This window comes from Paraburkholderia sp. J94 (assembly GCF_905220285.1).
Taxonomy (GTDB): domain Bacteria; phylum Pseudomonadota; class Gammaproteobacteria; order Burkholderiales; family Burkholderiaceae; genus Paraburkholderia; species Paraburkholderia tropica_A.
The window spans coordinates 143317-161025 of sequence record NZ_CAJMZH010000002.1; the positions used below are offsets into that span (position 1 = coordinate 143317).

Here is a 17709-nt window from a genome sequence, read left to right on the forward strand (position 1 = left end):
CGTGAACGCACCGGCTGAAACCCATCTGCACGACGCGCTCGCGTGGCCGTTTTTCGAGGACCGTCACCGCGCGCTCGCGAAAGGCGTGGAAGCGTGGGCGCGCGAGCATCTCACGCACGTTTCGCACGATAACGTCGACGACACCTGCCGCAAGCTCGTGCGTCAACTCGGCGAAGCGGGCTGGCTGCGCTATGGCGTAGGCGGCACCGCTTACGGCGGCCACGGCGATACCATCGACACGCGCGCCGTTTGCCTGCTGCGCGAAACGCTCGCGAAACATTCGGGTCTCGCCGACTTCGCGCTCGCGATGCAGGGCCTCGGCTCGGGCGCGATCTCGCTCGCGGGCAACGACGCGCAGAAGTCGCGCTACCTGCCGCGCGTGGCGAAGGGCGAAGCGATTGCCGCCTTCGCGCTCTCCGAACCGAACGCGGGCTCGGACGTCGCCGCGATGGCGCTGGCCGCGCGCGACGAAGGCGATCATTACGTGCTCGACGGCGAGAAAACGTGGATCTCGAACGGCGGCATCGCCGACTTCTATGTGGTGTTCGCACGCACAGGCGAAGCGCCGGGCGCACGCGGCATCAGCGCGCTGATTGTCGATGCCGATACGCCGGGGCTCGACATCGCCGAACGTATCGACGTGATCGCGCCGCATCCGCTCGCGCGCTTGCGCTTCACGGGCGCGCGTGTCAAGAAAAGCCAGTTGCTCGGCGTGCCTGGCGAAGGCTTCAAGATCGCCATGCGCACGCTCGATATTTTTCGCACCTCGGTCGCCGCCGCGTCGCTCGGTTTCGCGCGCCGTGCGATGGCCGAAGGGCTCGCGCGCGCCGCCTCGCGCACGATGTTCAATCAGACGCTCGGCGACTTCCAGCTCACGCAGGCCAAGCTCGCGCAGATGGCGCTGACGATCGACAGCAGCGCCCTGCTCGTCTATCGCGCGGCGTGGCTGCGCGATCAGGGCGAAAGCGTCACGCGCGAAGCGGCGATGGCGAAATGGCATGCGAGCGAAGGCGCGCAGCAAGTCATCGACGCCGCCGTGCAGCTTTGGGGCGGCATGGGCGTGCAAAGCGGCAACGTGGTCGAGTCGCTGTATCGCGAGATTCGCTCGCTGCGCATCTACGAAGGCGCGACCGAAGTGCAGCAGTTGATCGTCGGCCGCGATCTGCTCAAGTCGTATCACGCCGAACACCCGGCGTCGTGATGCGCGCTGAACCACTCAACGAACGCGAAAACCCCATGAAAAAAGCCCTTCTTCCCGCAGGCTGGATCAAGCCGCGCGGTTACGCGAACGGCGTCGCCGCGCGCGGCACGCAGATTTTCATCGCCGGCCAGATCGGCTGGGACGAAAACGCGAAATTCACGAGCCGCGAATTCGGCGCGCAAGCCGTGCAGGCGCTGCGCAACATCGTGGCCGTGCTCGACGCCGCGGGCGGCAAGCCGGAACATCTCGTGCGCATGACGTGGTACGTGACCGACAAGCGGGAATACCTGGCATCGCTAAAGGAAATCGGCGGGGCGTTTCGCGATCTGATCGGCGACTACGACATCGCGATGAGCGCGATACAGGTCGTCGCGCTCATCGAGGACGAGGCGAAAGTCGAGATCGAGGCGACCGCCGTGATTCCCGACGACGCGCGACTTAGCCACGCATAGCGCGCAGCGAAGCTCACATCAAGGAGCGCGCCAGGAATACGCATAAAACGCGCGCCAGTCTGTTCAGACCGAAGCCGGAGACACCATGCAACCGACCGCTCACGTCGATACTTTCGCACGCGATCATTTGCCGCCCGAATCGCAATGGCCCGCGCTGCTGCTCGACAATCCCGATGTCGCCTATCCGGCGCGCCTGAATTGCGCGGCCGAGTTGCTGGACCGCGCGATCGAGGCCGGACACGGCGCGCGTCCGGCGATCTGGTCCGAAGTCGACGGTCAGCCGCAGGCGACCACTTATGCGCAATTGCGCGAACTGGTCGACCGCAGCGCGCACGTGCTCGTCGACGAGATGAAACTGCAGCCCGGCAACCGCGTGCTGCTGCGCGGACCGAATACGCTGCAGATGGCGGTCGCGATGCTCGCCGCGCTCAAGGCCGGTCTCGTGGTGGTGCCGACGATGCCGCTGCTGCGCGCGAAAGAACTCAAGCAGATTATCGACAAGGCGAATATCCGCGCGGCGCTTTGCGATGTGCGGCTCGCCGACGAACTCGCGCGCTGCACCGATTCCGCCGACGAATACTTCTGCGCGGCTCTCGAACAGGTGCGCTATTTCAACGACGACGCGCCCGATAGCCTCGAAACGCTCGCAGCCGACAAGCCCGCGCAATTCACGGCGTGCGACACCGCAAGCGACGACGTCTGCCTGATCGCGTTTACGAGCGGCACCACGGGCACGCCGAAGGGCTGCATGCATTTCCATCGCGACGTGCTCGCGATGTGCGATCTGTTCCCGCGCCACATCCTCAAGCCCACGGCCGACGACGTGTTTTGCGGCACGCCGCCGCTCGCGTTCACATTCGGGCTCGGCGGCATTCTGTGCTTTCCACTGCGCGTGGGCGCGTCGACCGTGCTGATCGAAAAGCTGACGCCCGCCCTGCTGCTGCAAACGATCGAGAAATTCCGCGCGACCATTGTCTTCACGGCGCCCACGTTCTATCGGCAAATGGCGCCGCTTGTGAAAGACGCGGATATCTCCAGTCTGCGCCAGACGGTCTCGGCCGGCGAGGCGCTGCCGCCCACCACGCGCGAGTTGTGGCGCGAGGCGACGGGCATCGAGATGATCGACGGCATCGGCGGCACGGAGATGATCCACATTTTCATTTCCTCGGCGGGCAGCGAGGTGCGGCCCGGCTCGATCGGCCGCGCAGTGCCGGGCTATGTCGTGCAGGCGCTCGACGACGCGCTGCAACCGGTGCCGCCCGGCACGACAGGCAATCTCGCGGTGCGCGGCCCGACGGGCTGCCGTTATCTGGCCGACGAGCGGCAACTGAAGTTCGTGCGCGACGGCTGGAATCTGCCTGGCGATGCGGTGTCCATCGACGCCGATGGCTACGTGTTCTACCAGGCGCGCGCCGACGACATGATCGTTTCCTCGGGATACAACATCGCGGGCCCTGAGGTCGAAACCGTGCTGATGCAGCACCCTGCCGTGTCCGAATGTGGCGTGACGGGCGTGCCGGATGAGGTGCGCGGCCAGGTGGTGAAGGCGTTCGTCGTGCTGAAACCGGGCTTCGACGGCGACGACGCGATGGTGGCCGAGTTGCAGAACTTCGTGAAAGCGGCTGTGGCGGCGTACAAATATCCGCGGTTGATCGCGTTTATCGACGCTTTGCCGCGAACGGAGACGGGGAAGCTCAAGCGCGCAGTTTTACGGACGATGTGACGGGTTTTGGCGGATTGGTTGGATCGTGAGAGGCGGCACGCGTGAGCGTGTCGCTTTTTTTGCGGGTTTGCGTTCCTGAATACGCGTGTCGGGTGCGGAGTTTTCTCGGTTTCCGATCGGAATCTCACCAAATATCACGTATTACAACGTAAACCGTTAGATATTTTACGTTATGCACATCTATATTTGACATTATTCATATAATGTTTGGATCCTGGCGTGCAAATCCATCCGAATCCACTTCACGCCCGCGCAGACGCAAAATCGCGAGAAATTCCCCGAAAGCACCCTCGCATCAGGCACTCCGGGCGCAGAATCACGCCAGCAACTTATTTCGTCATCCTGATTATGTAGCCCAAAGAAACGCCTCACATCGCGCCCGCCGCACCCGCAACAGCACGCAAAAGACCAGGCGAGGAACTCCCCTCGCCCGGCGTCAATCCGCTTAACTTACTGCTGAATTCCGAGCAGTTCCACTTCGAACGTCAGATCGCTGTTCGGCGGGATCGGGCCCACGGCGCGGTCGCCATATGCCGTTGCTGCGGGGCAGGTCAGCTTGGCCTTGCCGCCGACCTTCATCGTCTGCAGACCTTGCGTCCAGCACGGAATCACGCGGCCGAGCGGGAACGTCGCCGCACCGCCGTGCTTGGCCGAGCTGTCGAATTCGGTGCCGTTCGCGAGCGTGCCGCGATAGTTCACGCGCACGACGTCGTTGACGGTCGGCTGCGGGCCGGTGCCTTGCTTGATCTGCTCGACGATCACGCCCGACGGCAGTTTCTGGACGTTATCGGCGGCGAACGCGGTCGTTGCGACGGTGGCGGTGGCAAGCAGAGCGATAAGTAGTTTCATGCGATGTCCTCGTTGAGTAGCGTACCGATTATATCGGCCTCGCATTTCGCGTTCATTTCGCCGCCCTGCAGCATGCCTGTCGCCTCGCTTGTCACCGCGCTTGTCGCCGCGCTTGTCGCCCCGAATTCCCCACTGGCGCGGCGATGCCGATTGACTATCTTTAGAGCATCGCCTCATCGCGCGGGAGCAGGACCATGGCTCAGGAATTACTCGTTGCGACCTTCGATACGCTGGACTCCGCGCAGCGCGCCGCCCGCGACTTCAAAAATTTCGAAAAGGATGGCGTGGGACTGAAGATCGAAAGCGGCGTCATGGTCCAAAAACACGCGGACGGCAAATGCACGGTCCTCGACCAGTACACACACGCCTACTGGGGCACGGTCGTCGGCGCGGTCACGGGCGGACTGATCGGTTTGCTCGGCGGCCCGGTGGGCGCGCTCGCGGGCATGACCCTCGGCGCAGGTGCGGCACTCGGCGGCCGCGCGGTCGAAAGCCTGCTCGACAGCAAGCTGACGCAATCCATCGAAGCCGAATTGAAGCCCGGCAGCGTCGCGCTCATTCTCGAAGCCAAAGAGGAATCGACCACCGAAGTCGACGAAGTCGTGCACGGCTACGGCGGCACCCTCTTTCGCCAGAAATTGGCCTGGTGAGATTGGCCACTGGCGCGACGCTCAGGACGACGACAGCGGGCTCGCGTCGCCGAGCGCCGCGCGCTCGTCCGCGTTCATGCTCGCTCTCCAGATCGAGGGGCTGCCTCGATAGCATCGAACGCGGCGCGAACTTCACGCGGCTCAGCCTGGCGTCGCCACGGACTGGGCATTCGACTGAACATTCTGCTGAACCTGGCGCGAACCATGCGAGGCCGATCCAATCGACGCGGTCAGGCGGCTTTCCAGGCTGGTCGTCGGCGCGCCGGGCAGCAGCGCGAGCACCCGCGTGTCCACGCCCGATGCGATTGCGGCCACCGTCACCAACACGAGCGCGCCCATCGCACGGCGCAGCCATTCGCCCAGTCCGAGCGAGCGCTTGAGCGCATCCATCGCGCGGCGGCCGAGGCTTGCGGCAATCGCCAGCGAACACGCGGCGCCGAGTGCGTAGGCCGCGAGCGCGCCCCACGTCTGCCAGGTCACGCCGTGGCGTGCCGCGCCCGTGAGAATCAGGCCGAGGATCGGGCCGGCGCACGGCGCCCAGAGCAGCCCCGTCGCTGCGCCCAGCAACACCGACGAGCCGATCTGCCCGAGCGCGCCGTCGCCTTGCGAATGCGACATGAAGCGGTCGGCGAGCGCGGTGAGCGGACGTGTCAGCCGCGTCGCCAGCGCGGGCAGCAACAAGGCCGCGCCGAACACACCGAACAGCGCCAGCGCGAACCAGCGCCCGTATTCGCTCAGTTCCGCCGCGCCGTTCAGGCCGGCTGCGCCGAGCCCGGTGAGCAACGCGAACGTGCCTGCGAGGCCGAGCAGCAACGGCAGACGGTCGGTCAGAAACGGACGGTCGGAACGCGCGAACACGAACGGCACGACCGGCAGAATGCAGGGACTCAACACGGTGAATGCCCCGCCGACGAAAGCGATAACGATGAGCAACATGATTCGGACTCCCAATATCGTGCGTTTGAAATCGATTCGCAACTCAGCGCGAGCCGCGCTTCGTGCATGAACCGTATTCAAACGCCCGCGTGTATCGGGCAAATGTCGGGTGAATGCGATATCGAATCGGCATGTGTCGCGCGCCGCAGGAGATACACGCCGATACAGACGCAAACCGCGCGTGCAGCGAAGCGGCGCGGCCCGATCCGCGTTTTTGTATGCCAATGTGTACGCCCATGGCGACGATACATGGCGATTCACGCGAGCCCATGACGAGACACGCGCCAGATACGTGTGCGCGTTTCAATACGTTCGCACACTCACCAAAAGGAGAACTCGTCATGCTCAACCGACTCAAGATCGCCGCCGTCGCGGCAGGACTCGTCGCCACCGCTGCATTTGGCGCTTTTGCATCCGCGCAGGATTCCGGCGTCGAGCCGTCCGCGATCAAGACCGGCGCGCCCGCGCCCGATTTCACCGGCATCGATACGTGGCTCAACAGCCCGCCGCTCGATCTCAAGCAATTGCGCGGCAAACCTGTGCTGGTCGAATTCTGGACTTTCGACTGCATCAATTGCGCACACACGATTCCGTATGTGAAGGACTGGTACGCGAAATACCACGACAAGGGACTCGTGGTGGTTGGCGTGCATACGCCCGAATATGGCTTCGAACGCAATACGGCGAACCTGAAGAAAGCGATCGGGCAATACGGCATCAAGTATCCGGTCGCGCAAGACAATCGTTACGCGACGTGGAACGCTTACGGCAATCAATACTGGCCTGCGCTGTACTTGATCGATCAGAACGGCAAGCTCGTGTACACGCACTTCGGCGAAGGCAATTACGACGATACCGAGCACCAGATTCGCACACTGCTCGGCCTCGACGCCAAGCACGGTTAATCGACTGATCGCGCCGGATAGTAAAACGGTCCGGCGCATGAAACATGGCGTGCAGTTAAAAACTGCACGCCATTTTTTTCAGCCCGATTTGAAGGGACCAAAACGAAAGGACGAAAACGAAGGAACGAAAACGAAGGGACGAAAAAAAGCGCGCCGTGTGGCGCGCTTTCTCATTCGGCGATGCGTCCGGTCAAAGATGCGTGACCTGCAGAATCGCTTCGGCGAATTCCTTGGGCGCTTCCTGCGGAAGATTGTGGCCGATGCCGCCCGTCAAATTGCGGTGCAGATATTTGCCCGTGAACTTCTTCGCATACGCTTCCGGCGCCGGATGCGGCGCGCCATTCGCGTCGCCTTCCATCGTGATGGTCGGCACGGAGATATTCGGCGCAGCGGCCAGGCGCTGTTCGAGACCGTCGAGACGCGCTTCGCCCTGCACCAGACCGAGACGCCAGCGATAGTTATGAATCACGACCGCCACGTGATCGGGATTCTGGAACGAAGCCGCCGAACGCTCATAAGTCGCGTCGTCGAAATTCCATTTCGGCGAGGCGAGTTGCCAGATCAGCTTGTTGAAACCGTCACGGTTCTGCGCGTAACCGAGTTCACCGCGCTCGGTCGTGAAATAGAACTGATACCACCACTGCAATTCCGCTTTCGGCGGCAGCGGATTCTTGTTCGCCGCCTGGCTGCCGATCAGATAACCGCTCACGGAAACCAGCCCCTTCACGCGCTCGGGCCACAGCGCGGCGATCGTGTCGGCCGTGCGTGCGCCCCAGTCGTAGCCGCCCAGCACGGCCTGATCGATCTTGAGCGCATCCATCAGCGCAATGATGTCCACGGCGGTCACCGCCTGCTGGCCGTTGCGCGGCGTGTCAGCCGAGAGAAAGCGCGTGCTGCCGTAGCCGCGCAGATACGGCACGATCACGCGATAGCCCGCGGCGGCCAGCATCGGCGCCACTTCCACATAGCTGTGAATGTCGTACGGCCAGCCATGCAGCAGCAGCACGGGCGTGCCGTTCTTCGGACCGGCTTCCGCATAGCCGACGTTGAGCACGCCCGCATCGATCTGCTTGATCGGCCCGAACGACGCACCGCTGCCGGTCCGCGCGTTACCGGCCGCCTGGTTCGACGATTGCGCGTGCGCGAGGCTGCTCAGCCCCAGATCCGCGAGGCTGAAACTCGCGAGCGTTGTACCGAGAATACGGCGACGGCGGACATTGACGGGATCGGACATGAGCCCACTTCTCCTGGTTGTCTTCTGAAAAGGCCCGCGCCGGAATCGGCACGGTTGCTCGAATTCGCCGTCCTATGCGGATCGGACGATCGCAGGCGCGGCGGCAGAAAAACGCTTCAGAGGATTTATAGCGGAATCGCGTGTGCGCTTTGTATCCCAATGTGTCTGTCTGGAAGACGTACACAAAACAAATCAATTTGGACCGAAAGCGTGGTGCGGGTACGACGCGGCGCGCTGGTTTCCAGACACGGCCGGGCCACCGCCGTACAAAAGTTTCCGAACGGAAATCGAGAAAACAATCGGCAAACCGATCGAACCAACTACAGGCCGATGACACGTCCGGCAGGCAGAGCGCCTCATCGGCCAGTCACACGGCGGCTAGGACTGCGCCGCGAACTCGATATGGCGCTGCGCCTTGTCGTAACGGCACACGACCTTCGCGCCTTCCTTCACCTCGCCCTTGAGCATTTCCTTGGCTAGTTCGTTTTCGATGGCCTGCTGAATCTGGCGCTTCAGTTCGCGCGCGCCGTATTCGGGCCGATAACCCTCGGCGGCAAGAAAATCGACCACACTCTCGTCGAAGCTCAGATCGATATCCTGGCTGCGCGCCATGCGCTGCACCTGTTCGAGTTGCAGGCGCACGATCGAACGCAATTCGTCGTCGGAGAGCGGCTGGAAAACGATGATGTCGTCGATACGATTGAGAAACTCCGGGCGGAAATGCTGGCGCAATTCGCCGAGCACCGCACTCTGCATCGACGCATCGGCGCTCGTGAGAAAGCCCGGACCCGAACGCTTCTGCCCCGAGACCACGTCCGAGCCGAGATTGCTCGTCGCGATCACCACGGTATTGCTGAAATCGACCACACGGCCCTTGCCGTCGGTGAGTCGGCCATCGTCGAACACCTGTAGCAGCACGTTATACACGTCGGGATGGGCCTTCTCGATCTCGTCGAGCAGGATCACACAGTACGGGCGACGGCGCACGCGTTCGGTCAGTTGCCCGCCCTCGTCGTAGCCCACGTAGCCCGGCGGCGAGCCGATCAGGCGCGACACCGCGTGGCGCTCCATGTACTCGCTCATGTCGATGCGCACGATGGCATCCTCGTCGCCGAACACGACTTCGGCCAGCGCCTTCGCGAGTTCGGTCTTGCCCACGCCCGTCGGGCCAAGGAACAGAAACACGGCGGTCGGCCGCCGGCCACGGCGCAAACCGGCGCGCGAGCGGCGCACCGCGTCGCTGACCGCAACGATCGCCTGATCCTGGCCGATCACGCGCTCGTGCAGACGCTGCTCCATTTCGAGCAGACGCGTGCGTTCTTCCGCCGTGAGCTGCGTAACCGGCACGCCCGTGAGCTTCGACACGATCTCGGCGACCTGCTCCGTCGTCACGTCGGACGTGACCGAACCGAGCTGGCCTTTCCATGCGCTCGTGGCGTCGGCGAGCGATTTCTCTTTCTCGGCGATGGGGTCGTCGAGCGCATGCGCGCGCTCGAAATTCTTGCGCGTGGCCGCGTAATCCTGCTCGCGTTTGAGCTGCGCGAGTTCGGATTCGAGTTCGAGAATCGCAGCGGGCCGCGAGGTCGCCGAAAGATGCACGCGCGCGGCCGCCTGATCGATCAGATCGATCGCCTTGTCGGGCAAAAAGCGGCCCGTGATATAGCGGTCGGACAATTCGGCGGCGGACACGAGCGCGTCGTCGCGAATGGTCACATGATGATGAACTTCGAGTTTATCGCGCAGCCCGCGCAGAATATTGATGGTCTGGTCGACGCTCGGCTCGGCCACGAACACCGGCTGAAAACGCCGTTCGAGCGCGGCGTCCTTCTCGATGTACTTCTGATACTCCGAAAGCGTGGTCGCGCCGATCAGGTTCAACTCGCCGCGCGCCATCGCGGGCTTGAAGACGTTCGCGATATCGAGCCCGCCTTCGTTGCCGCCTTGCCCCGCGCCTACGATCATGTGCACTTCGTCGATAAAGAGCACGAGCGTCTCGCGCTGCGCGTTGATTTCCTCCATCACGCCCTTCACGCGCTCCTCGAATTCGCCGCGATATTTCGCGCCCGCGATCAGGCCGTTCACGTTCAGTTCGACGAGCCGTCTGCCGCGCAGCGACTCCGGCACATCGCCGCTCAACATGCGCTGCGCGAGCCCTTCGGCGATGGCGGTTTTGCCCACACCCGGCTCGCCGATCAGCACGGGATTGTTCTTGCGGCGGCGCGCGAGCACTTCGACCACGGTTTCGATTTCGCTCGACCGGCCGATCACGGGATCGAGCTTGCCCTCGCTCGCGAGCGCGGTGAGATCGCGGCTGTATTGATCGAGTTGCGGCGTGGGGCTCGGCGCCTTCGCGGCGGGCTGCTCGCGCTTGTCGCCCTGTGCTTCGACGAGACGTTGCAGCACCTTTTGCGGCGTCACGCCATAGCGTCCCAGCAGGTGGCCCGCGAAACTTTCGGGCACCTGCGTGAGACCGAGCAGCAGATGCTCGGGCGCGACATAGCTGTGGCCCAGTTCGCGCGACGCAAGGAACGCGCGATCGAGCGCCCCTTTGAGGCGCGGCGACACGGCGATGCGCGCTTCGTCGGGCGCGGCGACTGCTTCGCGCTTTTGCGCGTTGGCGTCGATGAACGCGCGCACGTCGTCGGGCTCGATGCCGAGGCGCTTGAGCATGGCCGCGCCCGCGTCGTTGTCCGCGAGTTCATACAGCAGGTGTTCGGTATCGACTTCGCGGCGGCCGAACTGCACCGCGCGTTCGGCGGCGCGTTGCAGCAATTCGCGCGCCGTGTCGCTGAAGTAGCGCTCGACGATCGCACCGTCACCGGCTTCCATGGTCTGCGGCGCGGGCGGCGCCGCGGGATCGACGGCTGCCTGCTGCGCGCCGCGAAACAGCGCTTCGAGCGGGCTCACGGTGCGCTGATGACGCGTGAGCTGCGCGTAGTGATAATCGCAGACGTCGAGATAACGCCGCCTGCCGTCCTGCAACACGGCTACCCGCACGGTCGCGGGACGCACGCCGCAAATGTCGCAGTTGAACTGAGCCATTTCCCCTCCTCGATAGCGGTGCGCCGCGCGAAGCCACGCGTGCGTCGCCGAAGAAAGGGACGACGGGTGAGGCGCATCGGACGCAAGAAAATGCGCGTCAACGCGAGTGACGGTACTCAGGCACCGACGCGTAGAACGCAAGAGCCAAGCGAAGTCCAGCCGTCATCCTAACGTCGAATCGTGCGGCGTGTTGCCAGGCTGCCGCGCCCGCAGCAAGCCGCGCGATTCAGACGAATATCGTCTTGATCTGCGCGCGTGCGCGGGCGACGCATGTCAGGCGCTGGGCGTCGGCGTCTTGTTGATCCAGGCCGTCAGCAAAGTGGAAGACACGGCGAGTATCACCGGCCCGATGAACAGGCCGACGATGCCGAACGCGAACAGCCCGCCGAGCACGCCGGAGAGGATCAGCAGCATCGAGAGGTTCACCCCGCGCCGGATCAGCACGGGGCGCACGAAGTTGTCGAGCATCGCCACCATCACGGACCAGATCGCGAGCAGGATCGCCGCGATGTTCGCGTCGTGCACGAACAGCCAGACGACACCGCCGATCAGCGGCAGGCCCGGCCCGATCTGCGCGAGGCAGAGCATCAGCAGCACGGCGGTCAGCACGCCTGCGCCGGGCACGCCGGCCACCGCGAGGCCGATGCCGCCGAGCGCCGATTGCAGCACCGCCGTCACGACGATGCCGAGCGCGACCGCGCGAATCGAAGCGCCTGCGAGCTTCACGGCTTCCGCGCCGTGAGCCGGCGCGACGCGCGCGGCGAAGCGCACGACATAGGCGGCCGCTTTCTCGCCCTGCATATAGAGGAGGCCGGTGATGATCACCGTGATGAACATGTGGATCACGAACACGCCCACCGACGCCGCATGGCTGATGAGCCAGTGCGCCGCGATCGACGCGTAAGGTTCGAGCTGCGCGAGCAGGCCGCCGGGACCGGCGTCGGAGAACGACTGCCATTTTTCGGCCACGCGCGCGCCGACCATCGGCACGTCGTGGACCCAGGTGGGCGGCGGCGGCAGCGCGTAGTCGGGCAGCTTGCGGATCAGGTCCATGATCTCGGCGCCATGCGCGGCGAGCGTGGAGATCGCTTCGTAAAGCGGCAGCACGATCACGACCAGCAGGATCAGCAGCATGCAGAGCATGGCGAGCCAGCGCCGCTTGCAGCGCCGCTCGACGGCGAGCATGGCGGGCCACGTGGCGACGACGATCGTGGTCGCCCAGATCAGCCCGGGCAGGAACGGGCGCATGACGTAGAGGCTGCCGACCGTCAACGCGCAGAGGATCGCGACGACAAACAGCACGCGAGCAATATCCGGCTGGTCTTGCGGCTTCACGGGGTTCTCCTCGCGGCGGGTGCGCCGCGCGCGTCGTCAGGGGCTTGGGGGATAGGCGGTAGTCTATCCCGGAAGCGATCCCGTCCGTCGCGAAATGGCCCTTTATCCGATAATGGCCGTTCACTGCTCCCGCCCACCTTCATCGGAAAAGAGATTCGCCATGTCCGCATCCGCATCGAAACTGCCCTGCGTGCTCCTGACCAACGACGACGGCATCGACGCCCCCGGCCTCGCCGTGCTTGAAGAAGTCGCGCACGAACTGGCCGACGAAGTCTGGGTCGTCGCGCCCGAACACGACCAGAGCGGCACCTCGCACTCGATCAGCCTGCACTCGCCGCTGCGCGTGAGCCGCCGCGGCGAGCGCCGTTTCGGCGTACTCGGCACGCCCGGCGACTGCGTGGTGATGGCCGTGCGCCAGCTGATGGGCGACGTCACGCCCACGCTGGTGCTCTCCGGCATCAATCGCGGCGCCAATCTCGGCGTGGAGACGATGTTCTCGGGCACCGTCGGCGCGGCCATGACCGGGCTGCTGCTCGGCCTGCCGTCGATCGCGATGAGCCAGACCTTCCGCGACCGCGATCACGTGCGCTGGGACACGGCGCGCGCGCTCGCGCCGGACGTGATCCGCCGCCTCGCCGCGATCTCGCACGACGCGCCCGTGTGCCTGAACGTGAATTTCCCCGATGTGGACGCCAGCGCGGCAGGCCCGCTGACCGTCACGCGCCAGGGCGTGGGCCTCGTGCAAGGCATCGACGTGGTGCCGCTGACCGATCCGCGCGGCATCGACTATCACTGGCTGCGCTTTCATCGCGGTCCGCGCGAAAACGGGCCGGACACGGAAACGGCCGTCGTGAACTCGGGGCGCGTCTCGGTCACGCCGCTGCATTTCGACCGCACCGCCGAACGCACGTTCGCCACGCTGGAAAGCGCGCTCGCGGCAAGCAGCTGAGTTCGGCGCGCGAACCGCGCTCGCGCATGAAAAAGGCCGGCATGGCGCCGGCCTTCGTTGCGACTACGTCTCCTCCGTTTCCAGTGGACCGCTTCCGGTCCGCTGATTCAGATTGCTCAGATCACTCAGATGCCCGGCATGATCGGATACGGTTCGGTGTGATCTTCCACGCTGCGCACGCCGGGAATGCCTTCGGCGGCCACGCGCACCGCGCGCACGGCGTCGGCCGAATTGAACGTGCCCCACAGATGCACCACGCCGTCGCGCACCACGACGTTACGGCCCGCGAACGCCCACGGCCGCCCTTCGAGTTCCGCCACCAGCTTCTCGCGGATCTCGCGATCGCTCGCCGAAACGGGCGGCGCGTCCTCGGCGCTGCTCGCCAGCGCCTGCAATAGATTCGCGCGGCTCACGATGCCCACGAGCTTGCCGTCGCGCAGCACCGGCACGCGCTTCACGCCGCGCCGCTCCATCAGCGCCGCGATGTGCGTGAGCGAATCTTCCTCGTTCACGCTGACGATTTCCGTGGTCATCACGTCTTCCACGCGGCGCGCGTGCGACTTCACGTAGGCCTCCGCGTCGGCGTTGGTCGCGAAGAAATCGAGCCAGCGCTTGCGGCGCGTGGTGTCCGTGCCGATTTCGATGCGCCGCAGCAAATCGCCCTCGCTGATGATGCCCACGAGCTGCCCTTGCGCATCGAGCACCGGCGCGCCGCTGATGCGCCGTTCCAGCAGCAGCTTCGCCGCCTCGCGCACGCTCGTTTCGGGGCTGACGGTAACGACATTCGGGGTCATGACGTCCATTGCACGCATGGTCTTTCTCCTGTTCGCTCGTGAAATCGTGATCGGTATTTCAAGCGTACTGGCGTGCGACCTACTGACATTGATCTAGATCAATTCGTACAACGGGCGTGGATTTCATGCGATGAAATGCCTCTGCAGCGATGTGCCTCATGCACGGCGCAAGGCACGCGCGGGGATCAGTCCTGCACCATCGCGAGCACACGCAACGGGCTGCCCGAGCCCGCCTGAATCTTCAGCGGCGCGGAGACGATTACCGCGCCCGTCGGCGGCAGTTGATCGAGATTTTTCAGGCATTGCAGGCCGTAGCGGTTCGAGCCGTGCATGAGCGTGTGGCACGGATACGGCACCGGCCACGCGTAGGCCTGGCCCGCATCGGTATTGATGGTTTCCACGCCGAAGCCATGCACCTTGCGCTCGTGGATCAACCACTCGACGGCCGCCTGGGTCGGACCCGGCGTATGCGCGCCGTCCTCGCGCAGATTGAGAAACTCGGCCGGATCGGTGCGCTTCGACCAGTCCGAGCGCAGCAGCACCCACGCGCCAGCGGGAATGCGGCCGTGCCGCGCTTCCCACGCCTCCAGAAACTCGACGGTCAGCAGCCAGTCCGGGTCCGCCGCGATCTCGGCGCTCGCATCGACGACCACGGCGGGCGCGACGAAATTCTTCACGTCGATCGTATCGACGGAGTTCTGCGCGTGGTCCTTGCCGGAGATCCAGTGCACGGGCGCGTCGAAGTGCGTGCCCGTGTGTTCGCCGCAGGAAAAGTTGTTCCAGTACCAGCCCGGCCCCTGCTCGTCGTACTGGCTGATCGTCTCCATCTTGAACGCCCACACCTGGCCGAACTGCGGCGGCAACTGCAACGCCGGAAACTCGGGCGACAGCGTTTGCGTCAGGTCCACGATGCGCACACGGCCGCTCGCGAGATCGGTGGTCAGTTGCTGCAGACTGCTCGTCATCTTGCGCTCCTTTCAGTTCTGAACCGGTTCTGAACCGCTTATCTGCTTTCTCAAACCCCTTCGTCCAGCACGGCGAAATCATCCTGAAACGCCAAAATTATCTTTAGGCATAAATCAATTCAAAATCATGGTTAACCCCTTTTTCCTTTCGCCGACAAGGGTCCGCGCGGGCGTCGTGGTATGTTTGCGTTCCGTCCCATCCGCTATCCGCCAATCCAGGTCCGTATGAGCCAGTCCACCGACGCCAGCTTCGTCGACAGCTACACTCCGGCGCTGCTCGCCCAGGTCAGCCAGCTGATCTCCGGCGAATTCCACGTGATCGTGCAGGCGGCGGGATTCGAGGTCTCGGACTGGCGCGTGCTCTCCACGCTTTCGGACGGCAAGCCCATCAGCATCGGGCGGCTCGCGCAGATTTCGGTGACCAAGCAGCCCACGGTCACGCGCCTGCTCGACCGCATGGAGGCGCAGGGCTACGTCAAGCGGATTCCGAGCGAGGCCGACCGGCGCGTGACGCTCGTGCGCATCACGCCGCGCGGGCAGAAGCTCGTGTCGGAACTGATGGTGCAGGCCAAGCAGCACGAGGATCAGGTGCTCGAACCGCTCGGCAAGGACAAGGCCGAGGAATTGAAAGCCACGCTGCGGCTGCTGATCGACCTGCACCGGCCGCCTGCGTGAACGGCTTCGGCGCCGGGTTTTACTGCGCGCGCGCCATCGCGCGCTCGATCGCGCCGCGCAGATCGTCGGGCATCGGAATGGCCTTGTGGGTGTCGAGCGAGGTCGTCACGAGCGTCTGCAGCGCGCTCATGCGCACCACGCCGTCCGCGCCCGTGCAGGCCCACGCGAGCACGAGCGAGGCATTGCCTAGCCGCTGCACGTCGAGCGAAAGCACCACCCGGTCGCCCATCTTGCTGATCGCCTTGAAGTCGACTTCGAGCCGCACCGTCGGCATGCCGATCCGCCGCGCGCCGATCACGCCGTGATAGCCGTCGGGCAGCAGTTCGTCGATCCACGCCTCGATCAGATCGTTGAACAGCACGAAATACTGCGGATAGAACACGATGCCCGCGGGATCGCATTCGGAAAAATGAATCTTGTGCGGACGGCTGAAGGTGGGCGATGTCATGTCGATCTCGATGTCTCTGCGCACGCCACGCGCGAATCAGGCGAGCGCGTGTCTCGCGAGCGCCGCGCGCAGCTTGTGGCCGTGCTCGTCGGCGAGCGCGGCGTCGCGCAACTCGCGCAGCGTGGCGGGCGCGAGCCGCTGACCCGCGCGCGCGACGGCGGCCATGACGGTCTGGAAATTCGCCAGGCCGCGCGCATGCGTGTCGCTGTAACCCTTCACGAGACGCTGGCATTGCGCGACTTCGGTCGCCAGCGCCGGATTGTGCCGCGCCGACTCGACGATCTGCGCGAGCCAGCCGTCGATGCGCGCGTGCTCCAGCTCGTAACGCAGCGTGCGGCGGCGCAGTCCGCGCAGACGCGCAACCGCATAGAGTAGCAGGTAGCCGCGCAGCGAACTCGTGCGCACGACACGCCCCGACGCCGCGAAGCGCTTCACGAGCCGATGCACGCCATGCGGTTTCGCGAGCCAGCGACCGAGCCCGGCGGGCAGCGTCTCGCAGATTTCCTCGATGCGCGGGTGCATGAACTCGTTGATGGCGAGCAGTTGATCGGCCTGCGCGCGCACTTCGCCGCGCACGCGCTCGAAACGCGAGCCGCGCGTTTTCAGGTCGGCGACGCGGATCGTGTCCTCGTACGACATCCAGAGCGCGAGATGGCGCGCGGTTTCGCGCAGCAAGGCGCGGTCGGTATCGGGCAGCGTCGCGCGCACCCCGGTCAGGCGGTCGAGATAGAACGCGGCGTACGCAGGGTCCTGGTAATCGATCAGCCGACGTACGCCTTCGATCGCGAACGCCTGCGCGTCTTCGGGCAAGTCCGCGCGCACGCGCTCGATCAATTTGGCGACGGCGGGATCACGCGGTGCGGGTGTCTGCGGTTTCCCGGTCTTTTCCGCTTGCGTGGGCGATGCAGCATCGGCGTCCTCATCGGCGCGCGAAAGCCCCAGCTCGAACGCGCGCAAGCTCGGCTTCACGCCCACGCCGCCGCGCTCGATGGTGGCCTCGAACTGTGCGCGGCTGAACGGCAGCACACCAGTGCCCGCGAGCGCGCCGAACAGCACCGCGCTGATCACGCTGCCGCTCGCTTCGGCGGCCTGCGCCATGTCGAAGCGCACGAAGCGTTTCGCGGCCCGATGCGCGTGCGCGATCAGCGCGCTGTCGTCGACGCGGCCATCGCCCATCGACGTTTTCTCGGCAATCGAATAGACACGATGCGTCGACGCCACGAGCGTCGTGCGCTCCGCCGTCACGAGCCCGCGCTGCACGGCGCGGCCCGCTTCCATCAGCTCGGAGGCGAGCACCACGTCGACGTCGCCGGGCAGCGGCATGAGCGCGAGCACGGGCACGCGCGGCTCGCTCTCCTCGCGCGCGAACAGTTCGACGTAATAGATGGTCGCGCCGGTACGCTGCGCCACGCCGGGCACCGACGTCGTCTGCGCGTAATAGCCGTTGTGCTCGCCGAGATCGACGATCCAGTCGGCCAGCACGCCGCCGCCCTCGCCGCCCATGGCCAGAATCGCAATCTTGATCGGTTGGGTTGTCGTCATGGTCTCGCC

General features: G+C 64.9%; 16 protein-coding genes. 7 read left to right on the plus strand and 9 right to left on the minus strand.

What is annotated here, in order from left to right:
* Nucleotide 1: 1 nt before the first annotated feature.
* The 3 genes from U4Y88_RS04015 to U4Y88_RS04025 all read left to right on the plus strand — a co-directional run bounded on the left by U4Y88_RS04015 (nt 2) and on the right by U4Y88_RS04025 (nt 3376).
* Nucleotides 2-1201 (plus strand): acyl-CoA dehydrogenase family protein, encoded by a 1200-nt coding sequence (locus U4Y88_RS04015; RefSeq protein WP_321782407.1) that lies wholly within the window; start codon nt 2-4, stop codon nt 1199-1201.
* A 35-nt stretch (nt 1202-1236) separates the two neighbouring features.
* Nucleotides 1237-1653 carry a RidA family protein gene (locus U4Y88_RS04020; protein WP_321782409.1) on the plus strand — a complete coding sequence of 139 codons (417 nt, stop codon included), beginning with the start codon at nt 1237-1239 and terminating at the stop codon, nt 1651-1653.
* An 85-nt stretch (nt 1654-1738) separates the two neighbouring features.
* Nucleotides 1739-3376, plus strand: a complete 1638-nt coding sequence (locus U4Y88_RS04025) for an AMP-binding protein (RefSeq protein ID WP_321782412.1) — start codon at nt 1739-1741, stop codon at nt 3374-3376.
* Nucleotides 3377-3826: 450 nt separating this feature from the next.
* On the opposite strand, the gene U4Y88_RS04030 is transcribed toward U4Y88_RS04025, so the two are convergent.
* Entirely contained in the window at nt 3827-4225 is a 399-nt protein-coding gene (locus U4Y88_RS04030; protein ID WP_224012245.1) for an FKBP-type peptidyl-prolyl cis-trans isomerase, read from the minus strand.
* Nucleotides 4226-4419: 194 nt separating this feature from the next.
* On the opposite strand from U4Y88_RS04030, the gene U4Y88_RS04035 reads away from it, so the two are divergent.
* On the plus strand, nt 4420-4875 hold the full coding sequence (locus U4Y88_RS04035) for a DUF1269 domain-containing protein (protein ID WP_321782414.1): 456 nt from the start codon (nt 4420-4422) through the stop codon (nt 4873-4875).
* A 141-nt stretch (nt 4876-5016) separates the two neighbouring features.
* Here U4Y88_RS04035 and U4Y88_RS04040 read toward each other — a convergent pair whose 3' ends face one another.
* On the minus strand, nt 5017-5811 hold the full coding sequence (locus U4Y88_RS04040; protein WP_321782416.1) for a cytochrome c biogenesis CcdA family protein: 795 nt from the start codon (nt 5809-5811) through the stop codon (nt 5017-5019).
* A 341-nt stretch (nt 5812-6152) separates the two neighbouring features.
* Between U4Y88_RS04040 and U4Y88_RS04045 the strand changes: the two genes are divergently transcribed.
* The gene (locus U4Y88_RS04045) at nt 6153-6716 is read left to right on the plus strand and encodes a thioredoxin family protein (protein ID WP_224012248.1); all 564 of its coding nucleotides are present in this window, start codon (nt 6153-6155) and stop codon (nt 6714-6716) included.
* A 190-nt stretch (nt 6717-6906) separates the two neighbouring features.
* Here the strand turns inward: U4Y88_RS04045 and U4Y88_RS04050 are convergent, their stop codons facing one another.
* The 3 genes from U4Y88_RS04050 to ydiK form a co-directional block, all read right to left on the minus strand.
* Nucleotides 6907-7950: an alpha/beta hydrolase gene (locus U4Y88_RS04050; RefSeq protein ID WP_321782418.1), complete on the minus strand. Its 1044-nt coding sequence runs from the start codon at nt 7948-7950 to the stop codon at nt 6907-6909.
* Nucleotides 7951-8328: 378 nt separating this feature from the next.
* Nucleotides 8329-10992 (minus strand): ATP-dependent Clp protease ATP-binding subunit, encoded by a 2664-nt coding sequence (locus tag U4Y88_RS04055; protein ID WP_321782420.1) that lies wholly within the window; start codon nt 10990-10992, stop codon nt 8329-8331.
* Between the two features lie 273 nt (nt 10993-11265).
* Nucleotides 11266-12327, minus strand: coding sequence for an AI-2E family transporter YdiK (gene ydiK, locus U4Y88_RS04060; protein WP_224012250.1), 1062 nt, complete (start codon nt 12325-12327; stop codon nt 11266-11268).
* Between the two features lie 160 nt (nt 12328-12487).
* Here ydiK and surE point away from each other — a divergent pair, with 160 nt between their 5' ends.
* Entirely contained in the window at nt 12488-13276 is a 789-nt protein-coding gene (surE, locus tag U4Y88_RS04065) for a 5'/3'-nucleotidase SurE (RefSeq protein WP_321782422.1), read from the plus strand.
* 125 nt (nt 13277-13401) lie between these two features.
* Here surE and U4Y88_RS04070 read toward each other — a convergent pair whose 3' ends face one another.
* Together U4Y88_RS04070 and U4Y88_RS04075 are read right to left on the minus strand one after the other, a co-directional pair.
* Entirely contained in the window at nt 13402-14088 is a 687-nt protein-coding gene (locus U4Y88_RS04070; RefSeq protein ID WP_321782424.1) for a CBS domain-containing protein, read from the minus strand.
* A gap of 167 nt (nt 14089-14255) precedes the next feature.
* Nucleotides 14256-15035 carry a cyclase family protein gene (locus tag U4Y88_RS04075; protein WP_321782426.1) on the minus strand — a complete coding sequence of 260 codons (780 nt, stop codon included), beginning with the start codon at nt 15033-15035 and terminating at the stop codon, nt 14256-14258.
* A 225-nt stretch (nt 15036-15260) separates the two neighbouring features.
* On the opposite strand from U4Y88_RS04075, the gene U4Y88_RS04080 reads away from it, so the two are divergent.
* Nucleotides 15261-15710, plus strand: a complete 450-nt coding sequence (locus U4Y88_RS04080; protein WP_224012254.1) for a MarR family winged helix-turn-helix transcriptional regulator — start codon at nt 15261-15263, stop codon at nt 15708-15710.
* Between the two features lie 19 nt (nt 15711-15729).
* Here the strand turns inward: U4Y88_RS04080 and U4Y88_RS04085 are convergent, their stop codons facing one another.
* Together U4Y88_RS04085 and U4Y88_RS04090 are read right to left on the minus strand one after the other, a co-directional pair.
* A complete protein-coding gene (locus tag U4Y88_RS04085) occupies nt 15730-16158 on the minus strand; it encodes an acyl-CoA thioesterase (RefSeq protein ID WP_224012255.1) in 429 nt (142 codons plus the stop codon).
* A gap of 36 nt (nt 16159-16194) precedes the next feature.
* On the minus strand, nt 16195-17700 hold the full coding sequence (locus U4Y88_RS04090) for an indolepyruvate oxidoreductase subunit beta family protein (protein ID WP_321782428.1): 1506 nt from the start codon (nt 17698-17700) through the stop codon (nt 16195-16197).
* Nucleotides 17701-17709 lie beyond the last annotated feature (9 nt).